The organism is Alcanivorax sp. REN37 (genome assembly GCF_041102775.1).
Classification (GTDB): Bacteria; Pseudomonadota; Gammaproteobacteria; order Pseudomonadales; family Alcanivoracaceae; genus Isoalcanivorax; species Isoalcanivorax beigongshangi.
On the sequence record NZ_JBGCUO010000001.1, the window covers coordinates 1,569,423 to 1,592,177 of the forward strand.

Annotated in this window: 25 protein-coding genes; 9 read left to right on the top strand and 16 right to left on the bottom strand. The window is 61.8% G+C overall.

Translation table 11 applies throughout. The features are described from left to right. From purB to AB5I84_RS07085, 5 genes are all read right to left on the bottom strand, one after another. A complete protein-coding gene (purB, locus tag AB5I84_RS07065) occupies positions 1–1,371 on the bottom strand; it encodes an adenylosuccinate lyase (protein ID WP_369455158.1) in 1,371 nt (456 codons plus the stop codon). A gap of 122 nt (positions 1,372–1,493) precedes the next feature. After that, on the bottom strand, positions 1,494–2,126 hold the full coding sequence (gene hflD / locus AB5I84_RS07070; protein WP_369455159.1) for a high frequency lysogenization protein HflD: 633 nt from the start codon (positions 2,124–2,126) through the stop codon (positions 1,494–1,496). Then, the gene (mnmA, locus tag AB5I84_RS07075; protein ID WP_369455160.1) at positions 2,123–3,295 is read right to left on the bottom strand and encodes a tRNA 2-thiouridine(34) synthase MnmA; all 1,173 of its coding nucleotides are present in this window, start codon (positions 3,293–3,295) and stop codon (positions 2,123–2,125) included. Before mnmA ends, hflD begins: the two co-directional genes overlap by 4 nt. Continuing rightward, on the bottom strand, positions 3,264–3,728 hold the full coding sequence (locus AB5I84_RS07080) for an NUDIX hydrolase (protein ID WP_369455161.1): 465 nt from the start codon (positions 3,726–3,728) through the stop codon (positions 3,264–3,266). The genes mnmA and AB5I84_RS07080 overlap by 32 nt, the downstream gene beginning before the upstream one ends. Positions 3,729–3,787: 59 nt before the next feature. Next, positions 3,788–4,426: a pseudouridine synthase gene (locus AB5I84_RS07085; protein WP_369455162.1), complete on the bottom strand. Its 639-nt coding sequence runs from the start codon at positions 4,424–4,426 to the stop codon at positions 3,788–3,790. 170 nt (positions 4,427–4,596) lie between these two features. On the opposite strand from AB5I84_RS07085, the gene icd reads away from it, so the two are divergent. Further along, positions 4,597–5,856 (top strand): NADP-dependent isocitrate dehydrogenase, encoded by a 1,260-nt coding sequence (gene icd / locus AB5I84_RS07090; protein WP_369455163.1) that lies wholly within the window; start codon positions 4,597–4,599, stop codon positions 5,854–5,856. A 3-nt stretch (positions 5,857–5,859) separates the two neighbouring features. Here the strand turns inward: icd and AB5I84_RS07095 are convergent, their stop codons facing one another. Then, positions 5,860–6,117: a cold-shock protein gene (locus AB5I84_RS07095; protein ID WP_369455164.1), complete on the bottom strand. Its 258-nt coding sequence runs from the start codon at positions 6,115–6,117 to the stop codon at positions 5,860–5,862. Positions 6,118–6,402: 285 nt separating this feature from the next. Here AB5I84_RS07095 and clpS point away from each other — a divergent pair, with 285 nt between their 5' ends. Continuing rightward, positions 6,403–6,771 (top strand): ATP-dependent Clp protease adapter ClpS, encoded by a 369-nt coding sequence (gene clpS, locus AB5I84_RS07100; RefSeq protein WP_439650191.1) that lies wholly within the window; start codon positions 6,403–6,405, stop codon positions 6,769–6,771. Positions 6,772–6,819: 48 nt separating this feature from the next. Continuing rightward, entirely contained in the window at positions 6,820–9,087 is a 2,268-nt protein-coding gene (gene clpA, locus AB5I84_RS07105; protein ID WP_369455165.1) for an ATP-dependent Clp protease ATP-binding subunit ClpA, read from the top strand. An 88-nt stretch (positions 9,088–9,175) separates the two neighbouring features. Here clpA and infA read toward each other — a convergent pair whose 3' ends face one another. The 4 genes from infA to trxB all read right to left on the bottom strand — a co-directional run bounded on the left by infA (position 9,176) and on the right by trxB (position 11,915). Further along, positions 9,176–9,394, bottom strand: coding sequence for a translation initiation factor IF-1 (infA, locus tag AB5I84_RS07110; RefSeq protein WP_246947371.1), 219 nt, complete (start codon positions 9,392–9,394; stop codon positions 9,176–9,178). 86 nt (positions 9,395–9,480) lie between these two features. Then, the gene (locus AB5I84_RS07115) at positions 9,481–10,197 is read right to left on the bottom strand and encodes an arginyltransferase (protein ID WP_369455166.1); all 717 of its coding nucleotides are present in this window, start codon (positions 10,195–10,197) and stop codon (positions 9,481–9,483) included. Next, positions 10,194–10,970, bottom strand: a complete 777-nt coding sequence (gene aat / locus AB5I84_RS07120; protein ID WP_369455167.1) for a leucyl/phenylalanyl-tRNA--protein transferase — start codon at positions 10,968–10,970, stop codon at positions 10,194–10,196. Before aat ends, AB5I84_RS07115 begins: the two co-directional genes overlap by 4 nt. Before the next feature lie 3 nt (positions 10,971–10,973). Continuing rightward, positions 10,974–11,915, bottom strand: a complete 942-nt coding sequence (gene trxB / locus AB5I84_RS07125) for a thioredoxin-disulfide reductase (RefSeq protein ID WP_369455168.1) — start codon at positions 11,913–11,915, stop codon at positions 10,974–10,976. A gap of 290 nt (positions 11,916–12,205) precedes the next feature. On the opposite strand from trxB, the gene AB5I84_RS07130 reads away from it, so the two are divergent. The 5 genes from AB5I84_RS07130 to cysG all read left to right on the top strand — a co-directional run bounded on the left by AB5I84_RS07130 (position 12,206) and on the right by cysG (position 19,261). Then, complete coding sequence (locus AB5I84_RS07130; protein WP_439650192.1) at positions 12,206–14,527, top strand: DNA translocase FtsK; 2,322 nt, start codon at positions 12,206–12,208, stop codon at positions 14,525–14,527. A 17-nt stretch (positions 14,528–14,544) separates the two neighbouring features. Then, entirely contained in the window at positions 14,545–15,168 is a 624-nt protein-coding gene (gene lolA, locus AB5I84_RS07135) for an outer membrane lipoprotein periplasmic chaperone LolA (RefSeq protein WP_369455169.1), read from the top strand. Continuing rightward, positions 15,161–16,498, top strand: a complete 1,338-nt coding sequence (locus AB5I84_RS07140) for a replication-associated recombination protein A (protein WP_369455170.1) — start codon at positions 15,161–15,163, stop codon at positions 16,496–16,498. Before lolA ends, AB5I84_RS07140 begins: the two co-directional genes overlap by 8 nt. Positions 16,499–16,575: 77 nt before the next feature. Continuing rightward, complete coding sequence (gene serS / locus AB5I84_RS07145) at positions 16,576–17,871, top strand: serine--tRNA ligase (RefSeq protein WP_369455171.1); 1,296 nt, start codon at positions 16,576–16,578, stop codon at positions 17,869–17,871. 1 nt (position 17,872) lies between these two features. Next, a complete protein-coding gene (cysG, locus tag AB5I84_RS07150; protein WP_369455172.1) occupies positions 17,873–19,261 on the top strand; it encodes a siroheme synthase CysG in 1,389 nt (462 codons plus the stop codon). Positions 19,262–19,265: 4 nt separating this feature from the next. Here cysG and AB5I84_RS07155 read toward each other — a convergent pair whose 3' ends face one another. From AB5I84_RS07155 to AB5I84_RS07175, 5 genes are all read right to left on the bottom strand, one after another. Beyond that, positions 19,266–19,532 carry a hypothetical protein gene (locus AB5I84_RS07155; protein ID WP_369455173.1) on the bottom strand — a complete coding sequence of 89 codons (267 nt, stop codon included), beginning with the start codon at positions 19,530–19,532 and terminating at the stop codon, positions 19,266–19,268. Continuing rightward, positions 19,532–19,858 (bottom strand): hypothetical protein, encoded by a 327-nt coding sequence (locus AB5I84_RS07160; RefSeq protein WP_369455174.1) that lies wholly within the window; start codon positions 19,856–19,858, stop codon positions 19,532–19,534. Before AB5I84_RS07160 ends, AB5I84_RS07155 begins: the two co-directional genes overlap by 1 nt. Positions 19,859–19,861: 3 nt before the next feature. Next, the gene (gene tusD / locus AB5I84_RS07165) at positions 19,862–20,245 is read right to left on the bottom strand and encodes a sulfurtransferase complex subunit TusD (RefSeq protein WP_369455175.1); all 384 of its coding nucleotides are present in this window, start codon (positions 20,243–20,245) and stop codon (positions 19,862–19,864) included. 4 nt (positions 20,246–20,249) lie between these two features. Then, positions 20,250–20,927: a Bax inhibitor-1/YccA family protein gene (locus tag AB5I84_RS07170; protein WP_369455176.1), complete on the bottom strand. Its 678-nt coding sequence runs from the start codon at positions 20,925–20,927 to the stop codon at positions 20,250–20,252. An 87-nt stretch (positions 20,928–21,014) separates the two neighbouring features. Continuing rightward, entirely contained in the window at positions 21,015–21,404 is a 390-nt protein-coding gene (locus AB5I84_RS07175; RefSeq protein WP_369455177.1) for a DUF1294 domain-containing protein, read from the bottom strand. Between the two features lie 202 nt (positions 21,405–21,606). On the opposite strand from AB5I84_RS07175, the gene bfr reads away from it, so the two are divergent. Beyond that, complete coding sequence (bfr, locus tag AB5I84_RS07180) at positions 21,607–22,089, top strand: bacterioferritin (RefSeq protein WP_369455178.1); 483 nt, start codon at positions 21,607–21,609, stop codon at positions 22,087–22,089. 37 nt (positions 22,090–22,126) lie between these two features. Here bfr and AB5I84_RS07185 read toward each other — a convergent pair whose 3' ends face one another. Further along, complete coding sequence (locus AB5I84_RS07185; protein WP_369455179.1) at positions 22,127–22,468, bottom strand: SMR family transporter; 342 nt, start codon at positions 22,466–22,468, stop codon at positions 22,127–22,129. Positions 22,469–22,755: the final 287 nt, after the last annotated feature.

Genomic DNA, 22,755 nt, shown 5'->3' on the forward strand with positions numbered 1-22,755 from the left:
TCAGATGGCCCGGGCCTGGTCCGGCGCGTTGCCGATATAGCTGGCCGGGGTCAGCTCCTTGAGGCGCTCCTTAATATCGTCCGGCAGCGCAAGGCTGTCGATGAATTCAGCCAGGGTTTCCTGGGTGATCACCTTGCCGCGGGTCAGCGCTTTGAGTTTCTCGTAGGGCTGTTCAATGCCGTAGCGGCGCATCACTGTCTGGATCGGCTCGGCGAGGACTTCCCAGGCGTGATCGAGATCTTCCAGTAGGCGCTCGCGGTTAAGCTCCAGCTTGCTGATGCCTTTGAGCGATGCTTCGTAGGCGATCAGGCTGTGGGCCAGGCCGACACCGACATTACGCAGCACGGTGGAGTCGGTCAGGTCACGCTGCCAGCGGGAAATCGGCAGCTTGCCGGCGAGGTGGTCCATCAGCGCGTTGGCGATGCCGAGGTTGCCTTCCGAGTTTTCGAAGTCGATCGGGTTGACCTTGTGCGGCATGGTGGAGGAGCCGACTTCGCCTTCCACCGCGCGCTGCTTGAAGTAGCCCAGCGAGATGTAGCCCCACACATCACGGTCGAAGTCGAGCAGGATGGTGTTGAAGCGCATCAGCGCGTGGAAGTACTCGGCGACACAGTCGTGCGGCTCGATCTGGGTAGTGTAGGGGTTGAACTCCAGTCCCAGCCCTTCCACGAAGTCCTGTGCCAGGCGCGCCCATTTCACATCCGGGTAGGCCGCCAGGTGGGCGTTGTAGTTGCCCACCGCACCGTTGATCTTGCCCAGGAGGGCCGTGGCAGCGAACTGTTCACGCTGACGGCGCAGGCGCGCCACCACGTTGGCCATTTCTTTGCCCAGCGTGGTGGGGGAGGCGGTTTGTCCGTGGGTGCGCGACAGCATCGGCTGATCAGCGTACTGGTGCGCGAGGCGACGGATGGCGTCAATCACGCGGTCCATCATCGGCAGCAGCACGTCTTCGCGGGCTTCTTTCAGCATCAGGCTGTAAGACAGGTTGTTGATGTCCTCGGAGGTGCAGGCAAAGTGCACGAACTCGCTCAGGTGGGCGAAGTCCGGCAGCTTGGCCAGCTGTTCCTTGATGTAGTACTCCACCGCCTTCACGTCGTGGTTGGTGGTGCGCTCGATTTCTTTCACCCGCGCGGCGGCGGCCAGGTCGAACTTCTTGGTGATCTGGCGCAGCAGGTAGGCGGCATCAGCACTGATCAGCGGCACTTCGGGGATTTCCCGGGTCTTGATCAGCAGTTCCAGCCAGGTGATTTCCACCAGTACGCGGTTGCGGATCAGGCCATATTCGCTGGTGATGTGGCGCAGAGCGTCGCACTTGCCTGCGTAGCGGCCATCGACCGGTGACAGGGCATTGAGCAAATCAAGGGAAGGCATGGGAACAGAACTCCTTGCACGGTCTGGGGCGTCTTGTGGCGCGCATGATACCGCAAAATGGGGCGCGGTGCCGGGCGGAATCAGTGCTGCCATAAGCTAAAGTAATTTGTTATGTATTGATTCTAACTATATGAATTTATTATTTCTTTCGTTGCTTTAACCAGTCGGCGCCGGGACAAGATCCAGTGCCGGCGCCGGCCGCCGGCTTGGTGCCACAGAAATGCGGCACGCACCCCGGACAGGAACAGCGCACGGATACGGGCGGCCAGGATTTCGTTGCGCAGGTGGGTCGGTTCCCCGCGCACCTTGATGCGAAAGCGGAAGGTGCCGAGGGTGTCTACGTAAATGCCAGCCAGTCGGTGGGCGAACTCCGCCGAGGACAAATCCGGGAAGTGGGCGCGCTGACGATCCAAGCTCTCGAGGCGTTCGCGCAGCACCTGCATCAGACTCCGATCGCGGCGCAAGCGATCGGACAAGTGCAGCAGCGCCAAGCCATAACTGAGACTGCGCTGGCGTGCCGGATCGGTATGGCGCCCGCCTTGCAGTGTGGCGAGCAGGAAGCGCAGTCCGCGGTCCAGTTGCTGTGGCTGCGGGAACACATCTTCATAACTGTTCGGTGCCAGGCACAGGGCGGCTTCGAACAGGGCGGCGCTGGCTGGGGCGTCGAGCGTGCCTTGGCTGGCGATATCATCGGCCAGCAGCGCGGCCTGCATCACCGCCGCTAATCCCAGCACCTGGTGGTGGGAGGCATTCATGGGTGGGTCTCCGCAATCACAGCACCGCCGAGGCAGCGCGGCCCATCGTAGAGCACCAGCGATTGGCCAGGGGTGACCGCGCGTTGCAATTGCTCGAACGCCACCCGCAGTCGGCCGTCTTCACCAACCTGGATGCGACAGTTCTGATCGGCTTGGCGATAGCGGGTCTTGGCGGTGAGCGCTGCCCCCGGCTGCGGCGCAGTGCCGCTGATCCAATGAGCTGGCTCGGTGCTGACTTCGCAGCACAGCATGAGTGGATGATCATGGCCCTGTACGGCGATCAGCACGTTGCGGGCGAGATCCTTGTGCGCCACATACCAAGGCGACTCGTCGGCATTGGCGCGGCCGCCGATGCCAAGGCCCTGACGCTGACCAAGGGTGTAATACATGAGTCCGCTGTGCTCACCAATCACATTGCCGTGATCGTCTTCGATTAGGCCAGGCTGTGCAGGCAAGTAGCGCTCTAAGAAGTCCTTGAAGCGGCGCTCGCCGATGAAGCAAATGCCGGTGGAATCCTTTTTGCGGCTATTAGCGAAACCACAGGCGTCGGCCATGCGTCGCACTTCCGGCTTCACTAGGTCGCCCAGCGGGAACAGCGTGCGGCTGAACTGGTGTCCAGCCACCGCATGCAGAAAATAGGTCTGGTCCTTGTTGGCATCCACCGCGCGCAGTAGCTCGGCCGGCGCGCAAGCGTGGTTGGCTTGGGCGTAATGACCGGTGGCAATACCATCGGCACCCAGCGTCAGTGCATGGTCGAGAAATGCTTTGAACTTCACTTCCTTGTTGCAGAGGATGTCCGGGTTGGGCGTACGACCAGCGCGGTACTCCGCCAGGAAGTGCTCGAACACCCGGTCCCAGTACTCCTCGGCGAAGTTGGCGGTGTGCAGCTCAATGCCCAACACACCGGCCACCTGCATGGCATCCAACAGATCTTCACGGGCAGTGCAGTACTCGGTGCCGTCGTCCTCGTTCCAGTTCTTCATGAACAGCCCTTCCACTTGATAGCCCTGTTGCATCAGGCGCCAAGCGGCCACAGACGAGTCCACACCGCCGGACATGCCGACAATGATGCGGGTCTCTTGGGGCGGACGGTCGAACGGGGGCAGGGCGGTCACAGCAGCCACACTCTCCAGCAGGTCAGCCGCGTTGCAGCGGCCAGGGGTGTTCATAAATGGCGTCCAGCGGCAGCCGCCGACCGCCGAGATAATCCTCGACGCAGCGCAGCACCAACGGGCTGCGCAGGTTCGGCGCGGAACGCAAGTCCTCAGGGCTCAGCCACAGCGCGGTTTCGACGCCGCGGTCCAGCTTTTGGCCTGGGTCGTGTCGCAGCGGCGTGCCGATCAGGCAATAGCGGTGATACACCGGGCCGCGCGCCTTGGGCTGGTAAAGGTACAAGCCGAGCAGGGCAGTGATGTCCACCTGCCACGCGGTCTCTTCCAGCGTCTCGCGGAATGCTGCCTGCACGATGCGCTCGCCAGCTTCCACGTGTCCAGCGGGCTGGTTGATGACACTGCGCTCATCGATCCGCTCTTGCACACACAGGAACTGCCCGTCGCGCTCCACAATGGTGGCAACCGATATGCGAGGCTCGAAGCTGTTCATGGGCGACTCCCGGAATGAGGCGCCGCATGGTACCTCAGCCGCTGGCAGCAGGACAGCGCTCACCGGCGCGGGCGCCGTGGTGACGGTCGCTGTCGGGTGCTGGTGGTGTGGGTGCGCCCATTCGCAGGGCGCGGGCGGCGTGGCGTCTCGGTGGGCGCCTCGATGTTCTCAATGCGGTACTCGCCGGGTGCGAGGGAACCCAGTCGCCAATCGCCGATCCTAACCCGCACCAAGCGCAGCGTTGGATGGCCGATGGCAGCGGTCATGCGCCGCACTTGCCGATTGCGACCTTCGGTGATGGTGATTTCGATCCAGCTGTCAGGTACCGTGATGCGCGTTCGGATCGGCGGCTGCCGTGGCCACAGCGTGGGCGGGGCCATCAATCGCACCGTGGCCGGCAAGGTTGGGCCGTCCTTGAGAGTCACGCCGGCCGCCAGTCGCGCCAGCGCAGCGGCGTCAGGGATGCCTTCTACCTGTGCCCAATAGGTCTTTGGGGTGCGGTGTCTTGGCGCGCTGATTCGGGCTTGCAGCGAGCCGCTATCGGTCAGCAGCAACAGGCCTTCCGAGTCCCAGTCGAGACGCCCGGCTGCGTACACGCCAGGCACCGGAACCAGGTCGGCTAAGGTGCGCCGCCCTTGGTCATCGGTAAACTGTGACAGCACCTGAAATGGCTTGTTGAGAAGAACAATTCGCGCCATGCTGCGCTCCCGTGACTACGCGTCCACTGCGGTAATGCGAGGTCCATGTTGCTGAACAGGCTAGTTTTTATCCGGCGGCGCCCATACTAAAAGTTCAGGCACGCCAGCCCCGGCGATGCTATAATCGCGCCACCCACTTTTGAATGGTTTTTTTCAGAGGGAGTAGTTAGATGGGATACCAAAAGATCGTGGTTCCCGCGGACGGCGACAAAATCACCGTAAATGCGGACCTATCCCTTAATGTCCCCAACTTCCCGGTCATCCCCTTCATCGAAGGAGACGGGATTGGGGTAGACATCACGCCGGTTATGATCGACGTGGTGAATGCCGCTGTAGACAAAGCCTACAGCACTAAGCGTGCCATCACCTGGATGGAAATCTATGCGGGCGAGAAAGCGACCCGCGTCTACGGGCCAGATGTCTGGCTGCCGGAAGAAACCTTTGAAGCCATGCGCGAATTTGCCGTTGGCATCAAAGGCCCGCTGACCACCCCTGTTGGTGGCGGCATCCGTTCCCTGAACGTGGCCCTGCGCCAAGAACTCGATTTGTATACCTGCATGCGCCCGGTGCGCTGGTTTGAAGGCGTGCCGAGTCCAGTTACCCATCCGGAGCTGACCGACATGGTCATCTTCCGCGAGAACTCCGAAGACATCTACGCCGGTATCGAATGGGCGGCAGACAGTCCGGAAGCGACCAAGCTGATCCGCTTCCTGCGCGAAGAAATGGGCGTCACCAAGATCCGTTTCCCGGAAGGCTGTGGTATCGGCATCAAACCGGTTTCCCGTGAAGGCACCCAGCGCCTGGTTCGTAAGGCGATCCAGTATGCGATCGACAACGACAAAGAGTCGGTCACGCTGGTGCACAAGGGCAACATCATGAAGTACACCGAAGGTGCGTTCAAAGACTGGGGCTACGAACTGGCCCACGAACGCTTCGGTGCCACGCCGCTGGACGGTGGTCCTTGGCTGACGCTGAAAAACCCGCGCACCGGCCGTGACATCGTCATCAAAGATGTCATCGCTGACGCCTTCCTGCAGCAGATTCTGATGCGCCCGGCGGACTACAGTGTGATTGCCACGCTGAACCTGAACGGTGACTACATCTCTGATGCGTTGGCGGCTGAAGTGGGCGGCATCGGTATCGCGCCGGGCGCCAATATTGGCGGTTCGGTGGCGCTGTTCGAAGCCACCCACGGTACTGCGCCGAAGTACGCCGGCCAAGACAAGGTCAACCCCGGTTCACTGATCCTGTCTGCAGAAATGATGCTGCGGCACATGGGCTGGAACGAGGCGGCTGACCTGATCATCCGGGGTATGGAAGGGGCCATCAAGGCGAAGACCGTCACTTACGACTTCGAGCGCCTGATGCCTGACGCCACCTTGCTGAGCTGTTCTGCATTCGGCAAGGCGATCGTGCAGCACATGGAGTGATGCCTATCGGGCTTCTGCAGGCGGGGCGGCATCGTCCGCTTCGTCTGCGGGGGCGTCACCAACCAGCTTCAGGTTGGTGGCATGGAAACCCTTGTTGGCTTCCTGTTGTTCGTACTCCACCGGCTGACCGGCTTTAAGGCTGCGATAGCCCTTCATCTGTATATAGGAATAGTGGACGAACAGATCGTCGCCGCCTTCATCCGGCCGGATGAAGCCATATCCCTTGACGTTGTTAAACCATTTGACCTTACCTGTCGCCATGGTGCATTCCCTCTGACCGTCCGATGGCTGATTTATTGTTGTTATGCCCGGCCTGCGCAGCAGATGCGCTAGAATGAACCTCGTGTCCAACCAGGCAGGCCCCACTTTTCATCATGCTCCAGAGACTGTCAAGATTGGCGCGGTCGTGCTTAAGCACGACTGTGGCCTTGGCGCTGGAGCCGTGCTGCGCCACAGCCAATGGGGGTGGCGCTTGAAATCGGGTCCCGCACTCTCCATATCAGAGAGCGTCGGCGGGTACCGGATCTGCAACCAGTTGAGAGTTTCATGAACCAGGATGTGTGCAACATGCTGCCGCTTCGGCTGCAGTCAGGCGACGATGCGCCGGCCCAGCCCGGCCACCAGGATGACTGGGTGGTGGAGGCGGAGCGCCCAGCGCTCAAGCCGCCGGCGATGTATCAGGTGGTCATGCTCAATGATGATTACACGCCGATGGACTTTGTCGTGGAAGTATTGGAAAGCTTCTTTGGTCTCGATCGTGAACAGGCCACGCGAATCATGCTCGCCGTCCATATGGAAGGACGTGCAGTATGTGGGGTGTATTCCCGTGATGTGGCAGAAACCAAAGCGGCAATGGTGGTGGACTACGCCCGCGAGCATCAGCACCCGCTCCTATGTGAGGTGGAGCAGGTCTGAGTTGCTGCAGCCAACCCTTTGCGAAGTGCAATGCAAGTGAGGTGAGCCATGCTCAGTAGAGAACTGGAACAAACCTTGAACGAGGCGTTTCGTCACGCCCGCAGCCATCGCCATGAGTTTATGACGGTGGAGCATTTGCTGCTGGCACTTCTGGACAACCAAGCGGCTGTGGAAGTGCTCGAGTCCTGCGGAGCCAACCTGGCAGATTTGCGGGAGGCGCTGGCGCGCTTCATCCAAGACACCACGCCGCTGATTCCCAGCGAGGACCCGGAGCGCGATACCCAGCCGACGCTTGGCTTCCAGCGGGTGTTGCAGCGCGCGGTTTTCAACGTGCAGTCATCCGGCAAGCGCGAAGTGAGCGGTGCCAACGTGTTGGTGGCGATCTTCAGCGAGCAGGAAAGCCAGGCGGTGTATCTGTTGCGGCTGCAGAACGTCAACCGACTGGATGTGGTGAACTTCATCGCTCATGGCATTTCCCGCATCCATGATGCCGGTGATGCCGAGCGCCGTCCTGAAGCCGCCGAAGGCGAGGGCGAAGCGGCCAGTGCCAGCGCACTGGATCAGTACACCGTCAATCTCAATGAACTGGCGCGCCAGGATCGCATTGATCCCCTGGTAGGGCGTGCATTTGAGATTGAGCGTGCGGCGCAGATCCTCTGCCGGCGCCGCAAAAATAACCCGTTGCTGGTGGGCGAGCCCGGTGTCGGCAAGACGGCCATCGCGGAGGGATTGGCGTGGATGATTGTCGAAGGTCGAGTGCCAGAGCCGCTGGAAGATGCGGTGATCTACTCGCTCGATATGGGCGCGTTGCTGGCCGGTACCAAGTACCGCGGTGATTTCGAAAAACGCTTTAAGGCGCTGCTCGGCGAACTGCAAAAGCGGCCTGACGCCATCCTGTTTATTGATGAGATTCACACCATCATTGGTGCCGGGGCGGCGTCTGGTGGCGTCATGGATGCTTCCAATCTGTTGAAGCCGGCGCTGGCCAACGGCTCAATCAAGTGCATGGGTTCTACCACCTATCAGGAATACCGCGGCATCTTCGAGAAGGACCGGGCGCTGTCACGTCGTTTCCAGAAGATTGACGTGGTCGAGCCTACCGTGGATGAAACGGTGCGCATCCTGGTCGGCTTGAAAAAGCGTTTCGAAGATCACCACCAGGTTGCCTACAGCGATGAAGCGCTGCGCAGTGCGGCAGAGCTGTCGGCACGCTATATCAGCGACCGTCATTTGCCGGACAAGGCCATCGACGTCATCGACGAGGTCGGTGCCTGGCAGCGGCTGCGGCCGGAGGCCGAGCGCAGCACCACCATCGGGGTCGAAGACATCGAAGCAATGGTGGCGAAAATTGCCCGGATTCCGCCGAAGTCCGTGTCGCAGTCCGACAAGGAGCTGCTGCGCAACCTCGAGCGTGACCTGAAAATGACGGTGTTTGGCCAAGACGATGCCATCGATGCGCTGGCGTCTGCGATTAAATTGTCGCGGGCCGGGCTCAAGGCTGCTGACAAGCCGGTGGGCAGCTTCCTGTTCGCTGGTCCTACCGGGGTCGGCAAGACCGAGGTCAGCCGTCAATTGGCGCGGGCGCTGGGGGTCGAGTTGCTGCGCTTCGACATGTCCGAATACATGGAACGCCATACGGTCAGCCGTTTGATTGGTGCACCGCCAGGCTATGTGGGCTTTGATCAGGGCGGTCTGCTCACCGAGGCGGTGACCAAGTCACCGCATTCGGTGGTGCTGCTGGATGAAATCGAGAAGGCGCATCCGGATGTGTTCAACTTGCTCCTGCAGGTGATGGACCACGCCACTCTGACCGACAACAACGGCCGCAAGGCGGACTTCCGCAACGTGATTCTGATTATGACCACCAACGCGGGTGCCGAAATGCTCAGCCGGGCGTCGATCGGGTTCACCCGCCAGGATCACACCAGCGATGGTGCGGAAGCGCTGAAGAAAGTATTCACGCCGGAGTTCCGCAACCGCTTGGATGCCATCATCCAGTTCGCCCCCTTGGGTGGTAGCACTATCCTCGGCGTGGTGGATAAGTTCCTCACAGAGCTGCAGGCACAGCTGGACGATCGCGGTGTCACCATCAGTGTCGACGGCGAAGCGCGGGCGTGGTTGGCCGAGCGCGGTTACGACCGTGACATGGGGGCACGTCCGATGGCGCGCCTGATCCAAGAGCAACTGAAGAAGCCGCTGGCCGAAAAGCTGTTGTTCGGCGAGTTGGCCGAGCACGGTGGCAAAGTCCAGGTGCGCGTCCGCGATGGGCGCTTGGCGCTGGATGTGGAGGAGGCGGAAGCCACCGCTGCAACCTGATACGGTAGCGGGGCACAGGGAGGTGCCTGTTTTCCGGAAACGAAAAATGCCGCGTCATGCGCGGCATTTTCAATTTCCAGCGACGGTGTTACTTCATGCGGAAGGTGATGCGGCCTTTGCTCAAGTCGTAAGGCGACATTTCAACCTTCACCCGGTCACCGGTGAGAATACGGATATAGTGCTTGCGCATTTTGCCTGAAATATGCGCGATAATTTCGTGGCCGTTATCCAGCCGCACTCGGAACATGGTATTGGGGAGCGTATCCACCACCACGCCTTCGAGTTCAATCTGCTCTTCTTTTGCCATGCAATCCTAAGCCCTGAAGGGTACTCAGCCTGAAAGGAGGCGTGATTGTGCCGTAAATGGCCTAAGGCTGCAAAGTCTTTGCCGGATTACGGGAGCGGCGCATCCTGCCAGCGATCCTCAACGAAGATCTCCAGGGGCTGGAAGGCCGACTTATAGCGCATCTTGCGGCAGTTCTGAATCCAATAGCCGAGGTAGACATAGGGCAGCTGGTGCTGCTGGCAGTAGTCGATTTGCCACAGGACTGCCAGGGTGCCAAGACCAAGCTCTGGCAGGCTAGGTTCATAGAAGGTGTAGACCGCGGACACACCGTCCTGCATCACATCGATCACTGCCACCGCCAGCAGGCGGCCATCGGCGTCACGGAAGCAGCAGAAGCGGGTGTCGCTCCAGCTCGACATCAGGAAGCTGGCGAACTGCTCCTGCGATGGCGGAAACATATCGCCGTCGCCGTGGCGCTCTTCAATGTAGCGGCTGTAAAGCTGGTACAGCTCTTGGGTAAAGATCGGCGCGATCAATTCGACTTGTAGACCGGCATTGCGCTGGAGAATGCGGCGCTGGGCACGGCGCGGGGAAAATTCTGCCGCCCGCACGCGGGCCGGGATGCAGGCGGCGCATAGCTGGCAATGCGGGCGGTAGAGGTAGTCGCCGCTGCGGCGGAAGCCGAGCCGGGTCAGCTCGTCGTAAAGGCGCGGGGAAATCTGCGTTTTGGGATCGACAAACAGCGTCGTCGCCTGCTGTTCTTCCAGATAACTGCAGGCATGGGCGGGGGTACTGAAAAAACGCAGCGCGGAAAGATTGCTCATGGGGTCTCTATCTGGAGTGCGGACAAGCCGAAATCCAGTCTATAGCGCCGGCCATAATGCGCAAGCGGCGCTGGGGCATGGGGCCAACTCCAGTGCCCCGGTGGCACGGGCAGACGCTGCGCCAGCAGGGTTTCGAATGTGGCGCGAGGGACGCTGGCCGCGCCCAGTGAGACCAAGTGCGGGGTGCGTACTTGGCAGTCGACCAAACTGATGCGGTGTTCCTGATGCAGCGCGCACAACAGTGCCAGTGCCGCCTTGGAAGCATCCGCCACGGCACTGAACATGGACTCACCGAAGAACACGCCGCCGAGGTGCACGCCATAGAAACCGCCTACCAGTCCGCCATCCTGCCAAACTTCCACACTGTGGGCATGGCCAGCGTGATGAAGCGCGACATAGGCGGCTTCGATATCAGCGGTAATCCAGGTGCCGTCCTGCCCGGGGCGCTCGCTGCCGGCACAGCGGGCGACCACCTGTTCAAAAGCGTGATCGAACGAGAACTGCCAGGGCTGGCGGCGCAGTTGTTTACGCAGACTGCGTGACAGATGGAACGCATCGGGTAGCAGCACCAGGCGCGGGGTGGGGCTCCACCACAGCACTGGCTGGCCATCGCTAAACCAAGGAAAGATGCCGCGTCGGTAGGCACGCAGTAGCGTCTCAACGCTGAGGTCGCCGCCGATCGCCAGCAGTCCATTGGGATCGTCGAGCGCGTCACCGGTGGCGGGGAAGTCCTGCCCCGGCAGCAGCCAGGGCAGGTGACGCAGATCGCGCATCGGTTACAGGTTGTCGAGGAAGCGCTCGGCGTCCAGCGCCGCCATGCAACCAGCGCCAGCCGAGGTGATCGCCTGACGGTAGATGTGGTCGGCCACATCGCCGGCAGCAAACACGCCATCGAGACTGGTGGCGGTGGCATTGCCTTCCGTGCCGCTGCGGATTTTCAGGTAGCCGTCCTTCATGTCCAGCTGGCCGCTGAACAGATCGGTGTTCGGGGTGTGGCCGATGGCGATGAACACGCCGTGTACCGGCAGCTCGCGGGTGCTGTCGTCTTGAGTGGAGCGCAGCCGCACGCCGGTGACACCGCTGTCGTCGCCGAGCACTTCATCCAGAGTGCTGTGCCACAACGGGGTGATGTTGTCCTTGCCGAGCAGCTTGTCCTGCATGATTTTTTCTGCGCGCAGGCTGTCGCGGCGATGCACCAGATACACGTGCCGAGCGATGTTGGACAAATACAGCGCCTCTTCCACGGCGGTGTTGCCACCACCAACCACTACCACGTCCTGGCCACGGTAGAAAAAACCATCGCAGGTGGCGCAGGCGGAGACGCCACGGCCTTTGAAGCTGTCTTCGGACGGCAGGCCCAGGTAGCGTGCCGACGCGCCGGTGGCAATGATCAATGCATCGCAGGTGTAGTGACCGTTGTCACCTTCAAGCCGGAACGGGCGCTGCGACAGGTCAGCGCGCTGGATGTGGTCGAATACCACTTGGGTGTTGAAACGCTCGGCGTGGGCCTGCATGCGCTCCATCAGTGCCGGGCCTTGCACGCCGTCCACATCACCGGGCCAGTTGTCGACGTCAGTGGTGGTGGTGAGCTGGCCGCCCTGTTGCATACCGGTGATCACCACCGGGTCGAGGTTGGCACGTGCTGCGTAGACAGCTGCTGCAAAGCCGGCCGGGCCGGAACCGAGGATGATCAGTCGATGGTGTTGGGTCGTGCTCATGGCGTCCTCGCGCTGGTATCGGGTCGGGGCAACCGCCGCAGTGCGACAGTGCCGGCACAGGGGCAAGCACGCTACACCATTTTCGGAACCGGGTGTAGTTGGTGGGCAGGGCAGTGGCCCATGTTCGCGGTGGCCTCAACGCCGATCGCGCAATGCTGTCCGGCTGGCCAGTGCCCCGGTGCAGGATTACCATAGGGCCTTTGCCGCAATGGTCGGGACGGTGTCGGTGGCAGCCGCCGGCCCCATCGCGTAAATTCTTCGCCCACCATCGACATGGCAGAGCACAACTGTTGAGCAAGTCCAAGGTACAGAGCGAGACCCCGGGATGGGTCACCCATCTGCAGCGCGGCCTGATGGAAGGCATGATCATCGGTCTGCTCGCGCTGTCCCTCTATTTGTTGCTGGCCTTGGTGACCTACCACCATCAGGACCCGGGCTGGTCATTCACCACCCAAACTCAGGAAGTACGTAACGCTGGCGGCATGTTTGGCGCCTTTGCGGCGGACCTGTTGTTGTTCTTGTTTGGCTACCTCGCTTACCTGTTCCCATTCTTGGTGGCGTTTTGGGGCGTGCGCGTGCTGCGTGAACGCAAGGCTGGACTGGCCGGTAACTGGCCGATGTTCAGCCTGCGCTTGGTCGGCTTCGTGCTGACCATGGTGGCGGGCACTGGGCTGGCCTATATCCATTTTGGTAGTGCCAGCAGTCTGCTGCCGGCCAATACCGGCGGCATTCTTGGCCAGAGTGTTGGCCGCGCCGCGCTCAATGGTTTCAACCTGACTGGCGGAAACCTGGTGCTGATCACGCTGTTTTTGATCGGCATGACCATCTTTACTGACCTGTCTTGGATCAAGCTCAGTGAGCGCATCGGCGCCGGTGTGCTGTTGATGTCGCAGCGCATTCCGGCTTGGTTCAGCGCGCGCCGTGAGCGACGCGAGGATGACCGCCTGGCCAAGGTCGCGGTGGCGCAGCGCCGGGAAGTGGTGGAAGTGGCAAAGAAAAAAGCCGCCACCCGGGTGCCGCCATCGATCACACCGGCAGTAAAGAAAGTGGAAACCAGCGTGCGCGCCGAGAAGGAAAAGCAGCAGCCGCTGTTCGCCGCCACCCAGTCGGAAGGCGGCTTGCCATCGCTGGTGCTGCTGGATGCGGTGGAAGAGCAGAAGGGCGGTTATTCCGAAGAAACCCTGGATGCCATGTCGCGGCTGCTGGAAATCAAGCTGCGCGATTTCAATATCGAAGCCGAGGTGGTGGCGGTCCAACCGGGCCCGGTGATCACCCGCTTTGAGATCCAGCCGGCGGCCGGTATCAAGGTCAGCCGCATCACCAACTTGGCCAAGGACTTGGCGCGTTCGTTGGCGGTGATTTCGGTGCGTGTGGTCGAGGTGATTCCTGGCAAAACCACGGTGGGCATCGAAATCCCCAATGAGCAGCGCGAGATGATTCGCTTCACCGAAGCCGTAGCCAGCCGCGCCTTTGACGATTCCGCCTCGCCGCTGACATTGGCACTGGGTAAGGACATCAGCGGTCGCCCGGTGGTGGCCGATCTGGCCAAGATGCCGCACTTGCTGGTGGCGGGTACCACCGGCTCCGGTAAGTCGGTGGGCCTTAACGCCATGCTGCTGTCGATCCTGTTTAAGTCGCCGCCGGAAGATGTGCGGCTGATCATGATTGACCCGAAAATGCTTGAACTGGCGGTGTACGACGGCATTCCGCACCTGCTTACCCCGGTGGTCACCGACATGAAAGAGGCCGCCAGCGCGCTGCGTTGGGGGGTGGGTGAAATGGAGCGTCGCTATCGCCTGATGGCGGCCATGGGCGTGCGCAACTTGGCCGGCTTCAACCGCAAAGTGGTTGAAGCCGAGAAGGCCGGCCAGCCCTTGAAAGACCCGATGTGGAAACCCAACGATCCGATGGACCTCACCGAAGAGGCGCCGCTGCTCGAAAAACTGCCTTACATTGTGATCGTGGTGGACGAGTTTGCCGACATGATGATGATCGTCGGCAAAAAGGTAGAAGAGCTGATCGCTCGGATCGCACAGAAGGCCCGTGCCGCTGGCATTCACTTGATCCTGGCCACCCAGCGGCCATCGGTGGATGTGATCACCGGCCTGATCAAGGCCAACGTGCCGTCACGCATGGCGTTCCAAGTGTCGTCGAAGATCGATTCCCGCACGGTGCTGGATCAGGGCGGCGCCGAACAGCTGCTTGGTCACGGTGACATGCTGTATCTGCCGGTGGGTGTCAGTGTGCCGGAACGTGTGCACGGCGCTTTTGTCTCAGACGAGGAAGTGCACCGCGTGTGTGATGACTGGCGTGCCCGGGGCGAGCCGAATTACCTCCCGGAAGTACTGGAGGGTGACACCACCGGGCTCGGTGGTTTCGGTGACGGCGGCGAAGGCGGTGATGACGACGCCGAGCAGGACCCGCTGTACGACGAGGCGGTGGCCCATGTGATCGAGACCCGCCGGCCGTCGATTTCTGCGGTGCAACGCAAACTGAAGATCGGCTACAACCGCGCCGCCCGCTTGGTGGAGGCGATGGAAATGGCAGGCATCGTCACGCCGGCTGGCCACAACGGCCAGCGCGAAGTGATCGTGCCGGGATCGGATCGCTGAGGCGGAGTGCCAACCGGATGAAAACACTGAACAAAGCAATCGGGCTACTGGCGCTGTGCGCGCCGGTGGCGTGGGCGGGGCCCACTGAAGATCTAGTGAAGATCCTCGCCGGCGTGCAGAGCATGCAGGCTGGTTTCGAACAGACCATTCTCGACCGTGGCGGTACGCGCTTGCAGCAGGCCGGCGGTGAATTAGCTGTGGCGCGGCCGAACCAGTTCTACTGGCACGCTGAGCAACCGTTCGAGCAGGTGATCGTGTCCAATGGCCAGCGGGTGTCGATCTACGATGTGGACCTGGAGCAGGTGATCGAGCGGCCGTTGTCAGGGCAAATGGGGGCCACTCCGGCGCTGCTGTTCAGTGGCCAACCCGAGCAAGTGGCCACCGAATTCCGCGTGGAGTTAGGTGAGCAGGAAGGCAATCGGCGCACCTTCCGCTTGACCCCCACCGGCGAAGACCCGCTATTCACTGCGCTGGAAGTCAGCTTTGATGGCCAAGCGCCGGAAACCATGCGGCTCGAAGATGCGCTCGGACAGCAAACCATCATTGATTTCGTCGATGTGCGCCTGAACGGCAGTGTGGAGGCAGCGCTATTCCGCTTCACCCCGCCCGCCGGCGTGGATGTGATCCGCGAAGATGAATGACGATTTGTTTGCGCCGCCAGCCGGGGCGCAGCCCCACCAGCCGTTGGCGGCGCGGCTGCGCCCGCAGTCACTGGATGAATATGTCGGTCAGCAGCACTTGGTCGGTCCTGGCAAGCCGCTGCGGCGTGCGTTAGAGCAGGGCCAGCTGCACTCGATGATCCTCTGGGGACCACCCGGCACCGGCAAGACCACGCTGGCGCTGATCCTCGCCCAGCACGTGCAGGCCGCGTTCGTGACGCTCTCAGCGGTGCTGGCCGGTGTGAAGGACATCCGCCAAGAAGTGGAGCGCGCCCGTGAGCGGTTGGCGTTCGGGCAGCGCACCGTGCTGTTTGTCGATGAAGTACACCGCTTCAACAAGTCGCAGCAGGATGCGTTCCTGCCGCACGTGGAAGACGGCACCATTCTGTTCATCGGCGCTACTACCGAAAACCCGTCGTTTGAACTCAACAACGCTTTGCTGTCGCGGGCGCGGGTCTACCGTCTGCAATCGCTGCAACGGGATGATTTGGCGGCCTTGATTGACCGGGCCTTGGCGAGCGAAGCGCTGGCCGGTATCCAGTTGGCGCCGGCCCAGCGCGAACAGCTGTTGGACCAGGTTGATGGCGACGCGCGGCGGCTGCTGAACCTGCTGGAAATCGCAGCGGATTTGGCGGCGGAAGAGGGCGGCGTGGTCTCGGAAGCGCTGCTCAAGGAACTGTTCCGCGATAGCCTGCGCCGCTTCGACAAAGGTGGCGATCTGTTCTATGACCAGATCAGTGCGCTGCACAAGTCCGTGCGGGGCTCCGATGCTGACGCGGCGCTGTACTGGTATGTGCGCATGCTCGATGGCGGTGCTGATCCGCTCTACATCGCTCGACGGGTGGTGCGCATGGCCAGCGAGGACATCGGCAATGCGGACCCGCGTGCGCTGCGCTTGGCACTGGATGCTTGGGATGTGCAGGAGCGCCTCGGCTCGCCGGAAGGCGAACTGGCGATTGCTCAAGCGGTGGTCTATCTGGCAGTGGCCGCCAAGAGCAACGCCGTCTATATGGCCTACAACCAAGCGCGCCGCTTTGTCCGGGAGCACCCGTCGGACGAGGTGCCGCTGCATCTGCGCAATGCCCCCACTGCGTTGATGAAAGCCGAGGGCTATGGCGACGAGTACCGCTACGCTCATGATTATCCCGATGCCTTTGCCGCCGGCGAGGATTATTTTCCCACCCACATGGTGCCGCCGTCGTTCTACCAGCCGGTACCGCGGGGATTGGAAATCCGCATCGCCGACAAAATGGCGCAGTTGCGCGCCCGCAACGCGGAAAGCGATTGGCAGCGGCGCGACGCTGACGCCTGAGCCTGCGGCACTCGCATCCCGGCGCTGAAGCCCGGATAATGCCGCTTTTCCCAGACTATCTGACCGGACATTTTTCCATGCTTGATATCCGAGACCTGCGCAAGTCAGGCGAGGCACTGCAAACCCGATTGGCCCTGCGTGGCTACACGCTCGACCTGGACGCCTTCAACGCCCTCGACGCCGAGCGCAAAGACGCGGACATGCGTTCCCAATCGCTGCAGGCGCAGCGCAAGCAGACGGCTAAGCAGGTCGGTGATCTGGTGAAGTCCGGTATGCCGGTGGAGCAAGCCAAAGCCCAGGTGGCACAGACGTTGGCAACGCTGGATGCTGAGCTGGATCAGGAAGTGGCTCGGGCCGAGGCGGTGCAAGCCCGCATCCAGGCGTTCCTGATGGATATTCCCAACGTGCCGCATGAATCAGTGCCGGCGGGTCGCGATGAAAGTGACAACGTGGAAGTGCGCCGCTGGGGCACACCGCGTGAGTTCGACTTTGCCGTGCGCGATCACGTGGCACTCGGTGAGTCGCTGAGCGATGGCGCCATCGACTTCGAACGTGCAGCGAAACTGTCCGGCGCCCGCTTCGCGGTGATGACCGGCACCGTGGCGCGCCTGCACCGGGCGTTGATCGATTTCATGCTCGACCTGCACAGCAGCCAGCACGGCTACTTGGAAACCTATGTGCCGTACATGGTCGGCCCCGATGCGCTGCGCGGTACCGGCCAGTTGCCGAAGTTCGCTGAAGACCTGTTCAAGTTGGAAGGTGAGCGCGAGCTGTACCTGATTCCCACCGCCGAAGTGCCGGTGACCAATCTGTTCGCTGACGAAATCCTGGAGCCGAGCCTGCTGCCGCAGCGGCGCGTGTGCCATACGCCGTGTTTCCGCAGTGAAGCCGGCAGCCATGGCCGCGATACCCGCGGCATGATCCGGCAACACCAGTTCGAAAAAGTAGAATTGGTACAGTTGGTGAATCCAGAGCAGTCCGACGCGGCGCTGGAGCAGTTGACCGGCCACGCAGAAGCCGTGCTGCAAGCACTGGAGCTGCCGTACCGGGTGATGACGCTGTGTGCCGGTGACATGGGCTTCTCTGCCGCCAAGACCTACGACTTGGAAGTCTGGATTCCGTCGCAGAACACCTACCGCGAAATTTCCTCCTGCTCCAACTTCCGTGACTTCCAAGCACGCCGCATGCAGGCGCGCTGGCGTAATCCGGCTACTGGCAAACCAGAGCTGGTGCATACCCTGAACGGCTCTGGCCTGGCGGTAGGCCGCACCTTGGTGGCGCTGCTGGAAAATGGCCAGAACGCGGATGGCTCGATCACGCTGCCGGCGGCGCTGCGGCCGTACCTGCGTGGCGCCGAGCGCATCGGAGTCTGAGGTGCAGACACTGCCGTTGGCGTGGCGCCTTCAGGATCAATGGGTATTGCTGGTCGGTGGTGGTGACGCCGCGCTGCACAAGGCGCGGCTGCTGCGCCGTGCTGGGGCCCGTTTGCGATTGGTCGCCACCAGCGTCTTGCCGGAGCTGGGCGATCTGCTGCAAGACGGCGATGACTGGCGCCAACGTGGCTTCCAGCCCGGAGACCTTGACGGCGTGCTGTTGGCGGTCGTGGCAGACGACGACGCCGTTGCGCTGCAAGTCAGTGAAGTGGCGCGCGCTCAGGCCAAACCGCTCAATGTGGTGGATCGTCCCGCGCTGTCCACGGTGCTGTTCCCGGCGTTGATCGACCGCGATCCGCTGGTAATCAGCATCAGCACTGGCGGTGCGTCGCCGGTGCTGGCGCGCTGGCTGCGCAGCCGTATCGAAAGTTGGTTGCCGGCGCGCTGGGGCGATGCCACCGCGTTGTTCGCCGAATACCGCGAGAGGGTGGCCAGCCGGTGGCCGCTGCTGTCTCAGCGCCGTGATTTTTGGGAACGACAGCTGGAAGGCCCCGCCATGGAGGCGGTGCTGGCCGGGCGTACTGACGACGCCCGCGACGCGCTGGACCAAGCCTTGGCCGACACTGACGACCGCCGTGCGGGCGAGATTTATCTGGTCGGCGCCGGTCCCGGCGATCCCGACCTACTCACCTTCAAAGCGCTGCGACTGTTGCAGAAAGCTGACGTGGTGGTTTACGACCGCTTGGTGTCGCCCGGCGTACTGGAGTTGGCGCGGCGCGATGCGGACCGCATCTACGTCGGCAAGAAACGCTCTGACCACGTGGTGCCGCAGGAACAAATCAATGCGCTGTTGGTAGCGCTCGCGCGCGAGGGCAAGAAAGTCTGCCGGCTCAAGGGCGGCGATCCGTTCATTTTCGGCCGTGGCGGCGAAGAGCTGGCGGAAGCAGCGGCGGCCAATCTGCCAATCCAGGTGGTGCCGGGCATTACCGCCGCCTCAGGTTGTGCCGCTTATGCCGGCATCCCGCTGACCCATCGCGACCATGCCCAGTCAGTACGTTTCCTTACCGGTCACCGCAAGGAAAATGGCCGCTTGGATCTGCCTTGGGAGCAGCTCACCGACGCCCGTGAAACGCTGGTGTTCTACATGGGGCTGCTGAGTCTTCCGGATATCTGCGCAGCGCTGGTGGAAGCCGGTCGCAGCGCCGAGACCCCGGCTGCGGTGGTCGCGCAAGGCACGCTGCCGAATCAGAAAGTGGTGGTCGGCAATCTGACAACGCTGACAGAACAGGTGGTGGCAGCGCAGGTGGAAGCGCCGTCGCTGCTGATCATCGGCAGCGTGGTGTCGCTGCACGGTACGCTGAACTGGTTCGGCGAGCTGCCGCAGGGATAAAAGCTCACGGCCACCAGTTGAGGTGACGTGGGTAGCGCACACACAGCTCCGCCAGCGCTGCTGCATCCAATGACGGCGTAGCGGCGGCGCTGGGACCGAAGCAGTGGCAGGGCAGTGGCGTCGGCAACTGCGCCAGCAGCGCCGGATGGCGGGCGTGAAGCAGCCCGGCGTCGACCAGCAACAACGTGTCCTGGGGCCCGACGCTGGCGTGCAATTGCTGCAGTAAATCCTGCCGTGCCGGCGGGAAGCCCACCCAGTGCAAAGTGCCCATCAAGACCATCCCAAACAGTGATCAGCATTGGCCAGCAGCTGCTGCACACCGATGTCATCGACGACTTCGGCGGCCAATGCCTGTGCCTCCAGATGCAGCTGAGCCAATGAGTGGCTGGTGACGCGATGCTGCACACCGAACTCGCTCAGCATCGGCAGCAACTCTTGCAGTCGGCCTGCTGGGGTCTCGGCCAGTAGGAAGGCAGCATCTGCGCACCACAACCACGTCACCTGCTGACCGAACGCAGCAAGCGTCAGCGAAAGGTCGGCCAGTTCCGCCACCGCGTCGGCCTCTACGCTGCGTACCAACATAACGGTATGGCTCATCGTTCAGGGCCCCAGGCTCAGGCTGCGGTCGCTGTGCACTAGGGCATCCGCCCATTGGCCGAGGCCGCCGAGTTGAAAGCCGGGCGCGAGATTGTCGCTGTCGAGCCCTTGGCGGGCGCTTTCATCGGCATCCACCACGCCTCGACGCAGCGCGGCGCTGACGCACACCACGGCATCCAGTTGATGCTCGACAATCAGTTTTTGCCAGCTTTGGCAGAGGGCGAGATGATCGGCACCGGTCAGGCGGTTGGCCAGCAGCACACCTTGGCGGTAGAAGAATAAGCGGACGATCTGATGTCCGCCCTGCAGCAGCGCCTGGGCCAGTTGCAGGGCGGTGGAGGCTGCCGGGTGGTCAGGCCCGGCAGTGATCATGAGACTAAAACGCACGGACTCAGTCGTCGCCGCCGAAGACGCCGAGCAGGTGCAGCAGGCTCAGGAACAGGTTGTAGAGGCTGACAAACAGGGTCACGGTGGCGCGGATGTAGTTGTCCTCACCGCCGTTGATGATGGCGCTGGTCTGCCACAGGATCAGCAGCGAGGACAGCAACGCAAACATCGCAGACACCATCAGATGCAGCGCCGGAACTTTGAAGAACAGCCCGGCAATGGCGCCGACGAAGGCCACCAGCAGACCAACCATCAAGAAGCGACCGAGGAACGAGAAATCTTTGCGCGTCACCAGGGCAATGGCAGTCATGCCAGCAAACACCACTGCGGTCATGGCCAGCGCCAGGAATACTGCGTCCATGCCGCCCGGCATCTGCGCGTAGGCATTGATCAGCGGGCCGGTGGTGAAGCCAAGCCAGCCGGTGATGCCGAACACGGTAAGAATGCCCGCGGAGCTGTTTTCCAACTTGGCGTTGGCGAACAGCAGTACGAAGTACACCCCGATCACAATGAACGGGTTGATGAAGCCGATGCCCATGCTCATGGCAAACCAGGCGGCGACGGCAGACACCACCAACGACATGGACAGCAGTCCATAGGTGTTACGCAATACGGCCGCGGCGCGCTCATTGGCAGCGGTCTGCGCGTGGGCCTGGCCGACGTAGCGGTAGTCACGATCCATGGTCTTTCCCCAAGTGAGTGTTGAATCAGCGGAAATCATAGGGCCGCACCGCCGGAAAGCAAGAAAGCAGACGGCGAGTGGGGCGCTTTATTTGGACACTGTCGCCCACAACAGTTCCATCAGCGGCTGCGGACCCCAGTGCCAGCACACGACCAAGGCGCCGAGGTGAAGCACTGCCGCCATCAGAAAGCGCTGTTGGTAGCTGTGCTTGCGCGTTTTGTGGTGAAACAGCCATTGCGCCGCCGCGCCGCCCGGCCAGCCGCCCAACAGATCAAGCAGTAACAGGCGCCGTTCCGGCACCCGTCGCCAGTCACGGTGCGCCGCCCACTTATCGAACCCGTAACACAGTGCTGTCAGGAGCGACAGCAGCAGGTGGTGGCCGGCCCAATAGGGTTCGATCAGGCCGCCCGATGCCAATGCCAGCAGCGCCGCCAGCAGCAGGCCCCCGCCAGCGGCCAGCCAAGGAGTGATGAACATAGGGTCGCCGCCTCACGCCGTAAAGCGCAGAAGGGTGCCAGAAACGGCATCTGGAACCCACCGCAAACGCAAGCCGAATGCGCTTCTTAACGCACCTTGTTCTCATTGGTTTTTCACTTAAGTGCTTGTTTGCAAAATAATACTTCCCACGCGGGAGCGCTTGACCAATAATGCGGGCCAGCTTGAAAAAAGGAGAATATCCATGCGTGGCGACGCGGAAGTCATTGCCTATTTCAATATGCTCATCGGTGGCGAACTGGCCGCCCGCGATCAGTATTTGATCCATTCGCGCATGTATGAAGACTGGGGCTACACCCGTTTGTACGAGCGCCTGAACCACGAATCGGAGGAAGAAGGCCAGCACGCTGACGCGCTGATCCGCCGGGTATTGTTCCTTGAAGGCACGCCCAATATGGATCGCGATGCGCTGGACATCGGTACCGACGTGGTGAGTTGCCTAAAGAGCGACCTGGCGCTGGAGTACAAAGTGCGTGAGGCGCTGGCCAAGGGTGTGGCGCTGTGCGAAGCGCGCGGCGACTATGTCAGCCGCGATGTGTTGGTCAGCCAGATGGCCGACACCGAGGAAGATCACACCTACTGGTTGGAAAAGCAGTTGCGCTTGATTGAAACCTTGGGCGCGCAGAACTACCTGCAATCCCAACTGGGCGACAGCCCGGCAGTATGACCCGTACGGGGCTGGCATCTCCGGCCCCGTTCTGGCTTCAGTGCCCGGTGGTGCTGGAGAACAGATTGATGACCAGCACCCCGCCAATGATCATTGCCATTCCCAGCAGCGCGGGTAGATCCAGCCGTTGCTGATGCAATACCCAGCCCGCCAGTGAAATCAGCACGATGCCCACGCCGGACCAGATCGCATAGGCGATACCGGTCGGCAGTGTTTTCAGCGTCAGCGCCAAGCAATAGAACGCCACCACATAACCCACCACCGTGATCACACTCGGCCACAGCCGCGTGAAGCCGTCGGCTGATTTGAGCGCGGTGGTGGCGATCACTTCAGCGATGATGGCAACGCTGAGTAACAAGTAGGTATGCAGCAGGGGCATGGCGGAGTCCTCTAAAGATGCCGAGCTGGCGGCAGCGGGTGGCAGTGGCTACCTGGCAGGGAGGGCAAGACTGCCGCGCTGGAATGCGGAAGTCGATCTATCTGTGCGAAGTGCGTCCATCAGATCGTTGCTCACAGGCCACCTACTGCAGCCGGCGCTGGCATAGTCGCTAAGCTTGGGCGGTTATCAATCATCCTCGGAGCCTGATAGGAAAGAAACGGCACAGCGCTGTCGAAGCCGGTCAAGCGGGTTGTGAGGACTCGTTGCGCGTGATCGCCTCGATGCTT

Bases quoted from the DNA above. Each gene is read 5' to 3' on its own strand.
- purB (WP_369455158.1), bottom strand. From the start codon at position 1,371: ATGCCTTCCCTTGATTTGCTCAATGCCCTGTCACCGGTCGATGGCCGC.
- hflD (WP_369455159.1), bottom strand. From the start codon at position 2,126: ATGAATGCCTCCCACCACCAGGTGCTGGGATTAGCGGCGGTGATGCAG.
- mnmA (WP_369455160.1), bottom strand. From the start codon at position 3,295: ATGAACACCCCTGGCCGCTGCAACGCGGCTGACCTGCTGGAGAGTGTG.
- AB5I84_RS07080 (WP_369455161.1), bottom strand. From the start codon at position 3,728: ATGAACAGCTTCGAGCCTCGCATATCGGTTGCCACCATTGTGGAGCGC.
- AB5I84_RS07085 (WP_369455162.1), bottom strand. From the start codon at position 4,426: ATGGCGCGAATTGTTCTTCTCAACAAGCCATTTCAGGTGCTGTCACAG.
- icd (WP_369455163.1), top strand. From the start codon at position 4,597: ATGGGATACCAAAAGATCGTGGTTCCCGCGGACGGCGACAAAATCACC.
- AB5I84_RS07095 (WP_369455164.1), bottom strand. From the start codon at position 6,117: ATGGCGACAGGTAAGGTCAAATGGTTTAACAACGTCAAGGGATATGGC.
- clpS (WP_439650191.1), top strand. From the start codon at position 6,403: ATGAACCAGGATGTGTGCAACATGCTGCCGCTTCGGCTGCAGTCAGGC.
- clpA (WP_369455165.1), top strand. From the start codon at position 6,820: ATGCTCAGTAGAGAACTGGAACAAACCTTGAACGAGGCGTTTCGTCAC.
- infA (WP_246947371.1), bottom strand. From the start codon at position 9,394: ATGGCAAAAGAAGAGCAGATTGAACTCGAAGGCGTGGTGGTGGATACG.
- AB5I84_RS07115 (WP_369455166.1), bottom strand. From the start codon at position 10,197: ATGAGCAATCTTTCCGCGCTGCGTTTTTTCAGTACCCCCGCCCATGCC.
- aat (WP_369455167.1), bottom strand. From the start codon at position 10,970: ATGCGCGATCTGCGTCACCTGCCCTGGCTGCTGCCGGGGCAGGACTTC.
- trxB (WP_369455168.1), bottom strand. From the start codon at position 11,915: ATGAGCACGACCCAACACCATCGACTGATCATCCTCGGTTCCGGCCCG.
- lolA (WP_369455169.1), top strand. From the start codon at position 14,545: ATGAAAACACTGAACAAAGCAATCGGGCTACTGGCGCTGTGCGCGCCG.
- AB5I84_RS07140 (WP_369455170.1), top strand. From the start codon at position 15,161: ATGAATGACGATTTGTTTGCGCCGCCAGCCGGGGCGCAGCCCCACCAG.
- serS (WP_369455171.1), top strand. From the start codon at position 16,576: ATGCTTGATATCCGAGACCTGCGCAAGTCAGGCGAGGCACTGCAAACC.
- AB5I84_RS07155 (WP_369455173.1), bottom strand. From the start codon at position 19,532: ATGGGCACTTTGCACTGGGTGGGCTTCCCGCCGGCACGGCAGGATTTA.
- AB5I84_RS07160 (WP_369455174.1), bottom strand. From the start codon at position 19,858: ATGAGCCATACCGTTATGTTGGTACGCAGCGTAGAGGCCGACGCGGTG.
- AB5I84_RS07170 (WP_369455176.1), bottom strand. From the start codon at position 20,927: ATGGATCGTGACTACCGCTACGTCGGCCAGGCCCACGCGCAGACCGCT.
- AB5I84_RS07175 (WP_369455177.1), bottom strand. From the start codon at position 21,404: ATGTTCATCACTCCTTGGCTGGCCGCTGGCGGGGGCCTGCTGCTGGCG.
- bfr (WP_369455178.1), top strand. From the start codon at position 21,607: ATGCGTGGCGACGCGGAAGTCATTGCCTATTTCAATATGCTCATCGGT.
- AB5I84_RS07185 (WP_369455179.1), bottom strand. From the start codon at position 22,468: ATGCCCCTGCTGCATACCTACTTGTTACTCAGCGTTGCCATCATCGCT.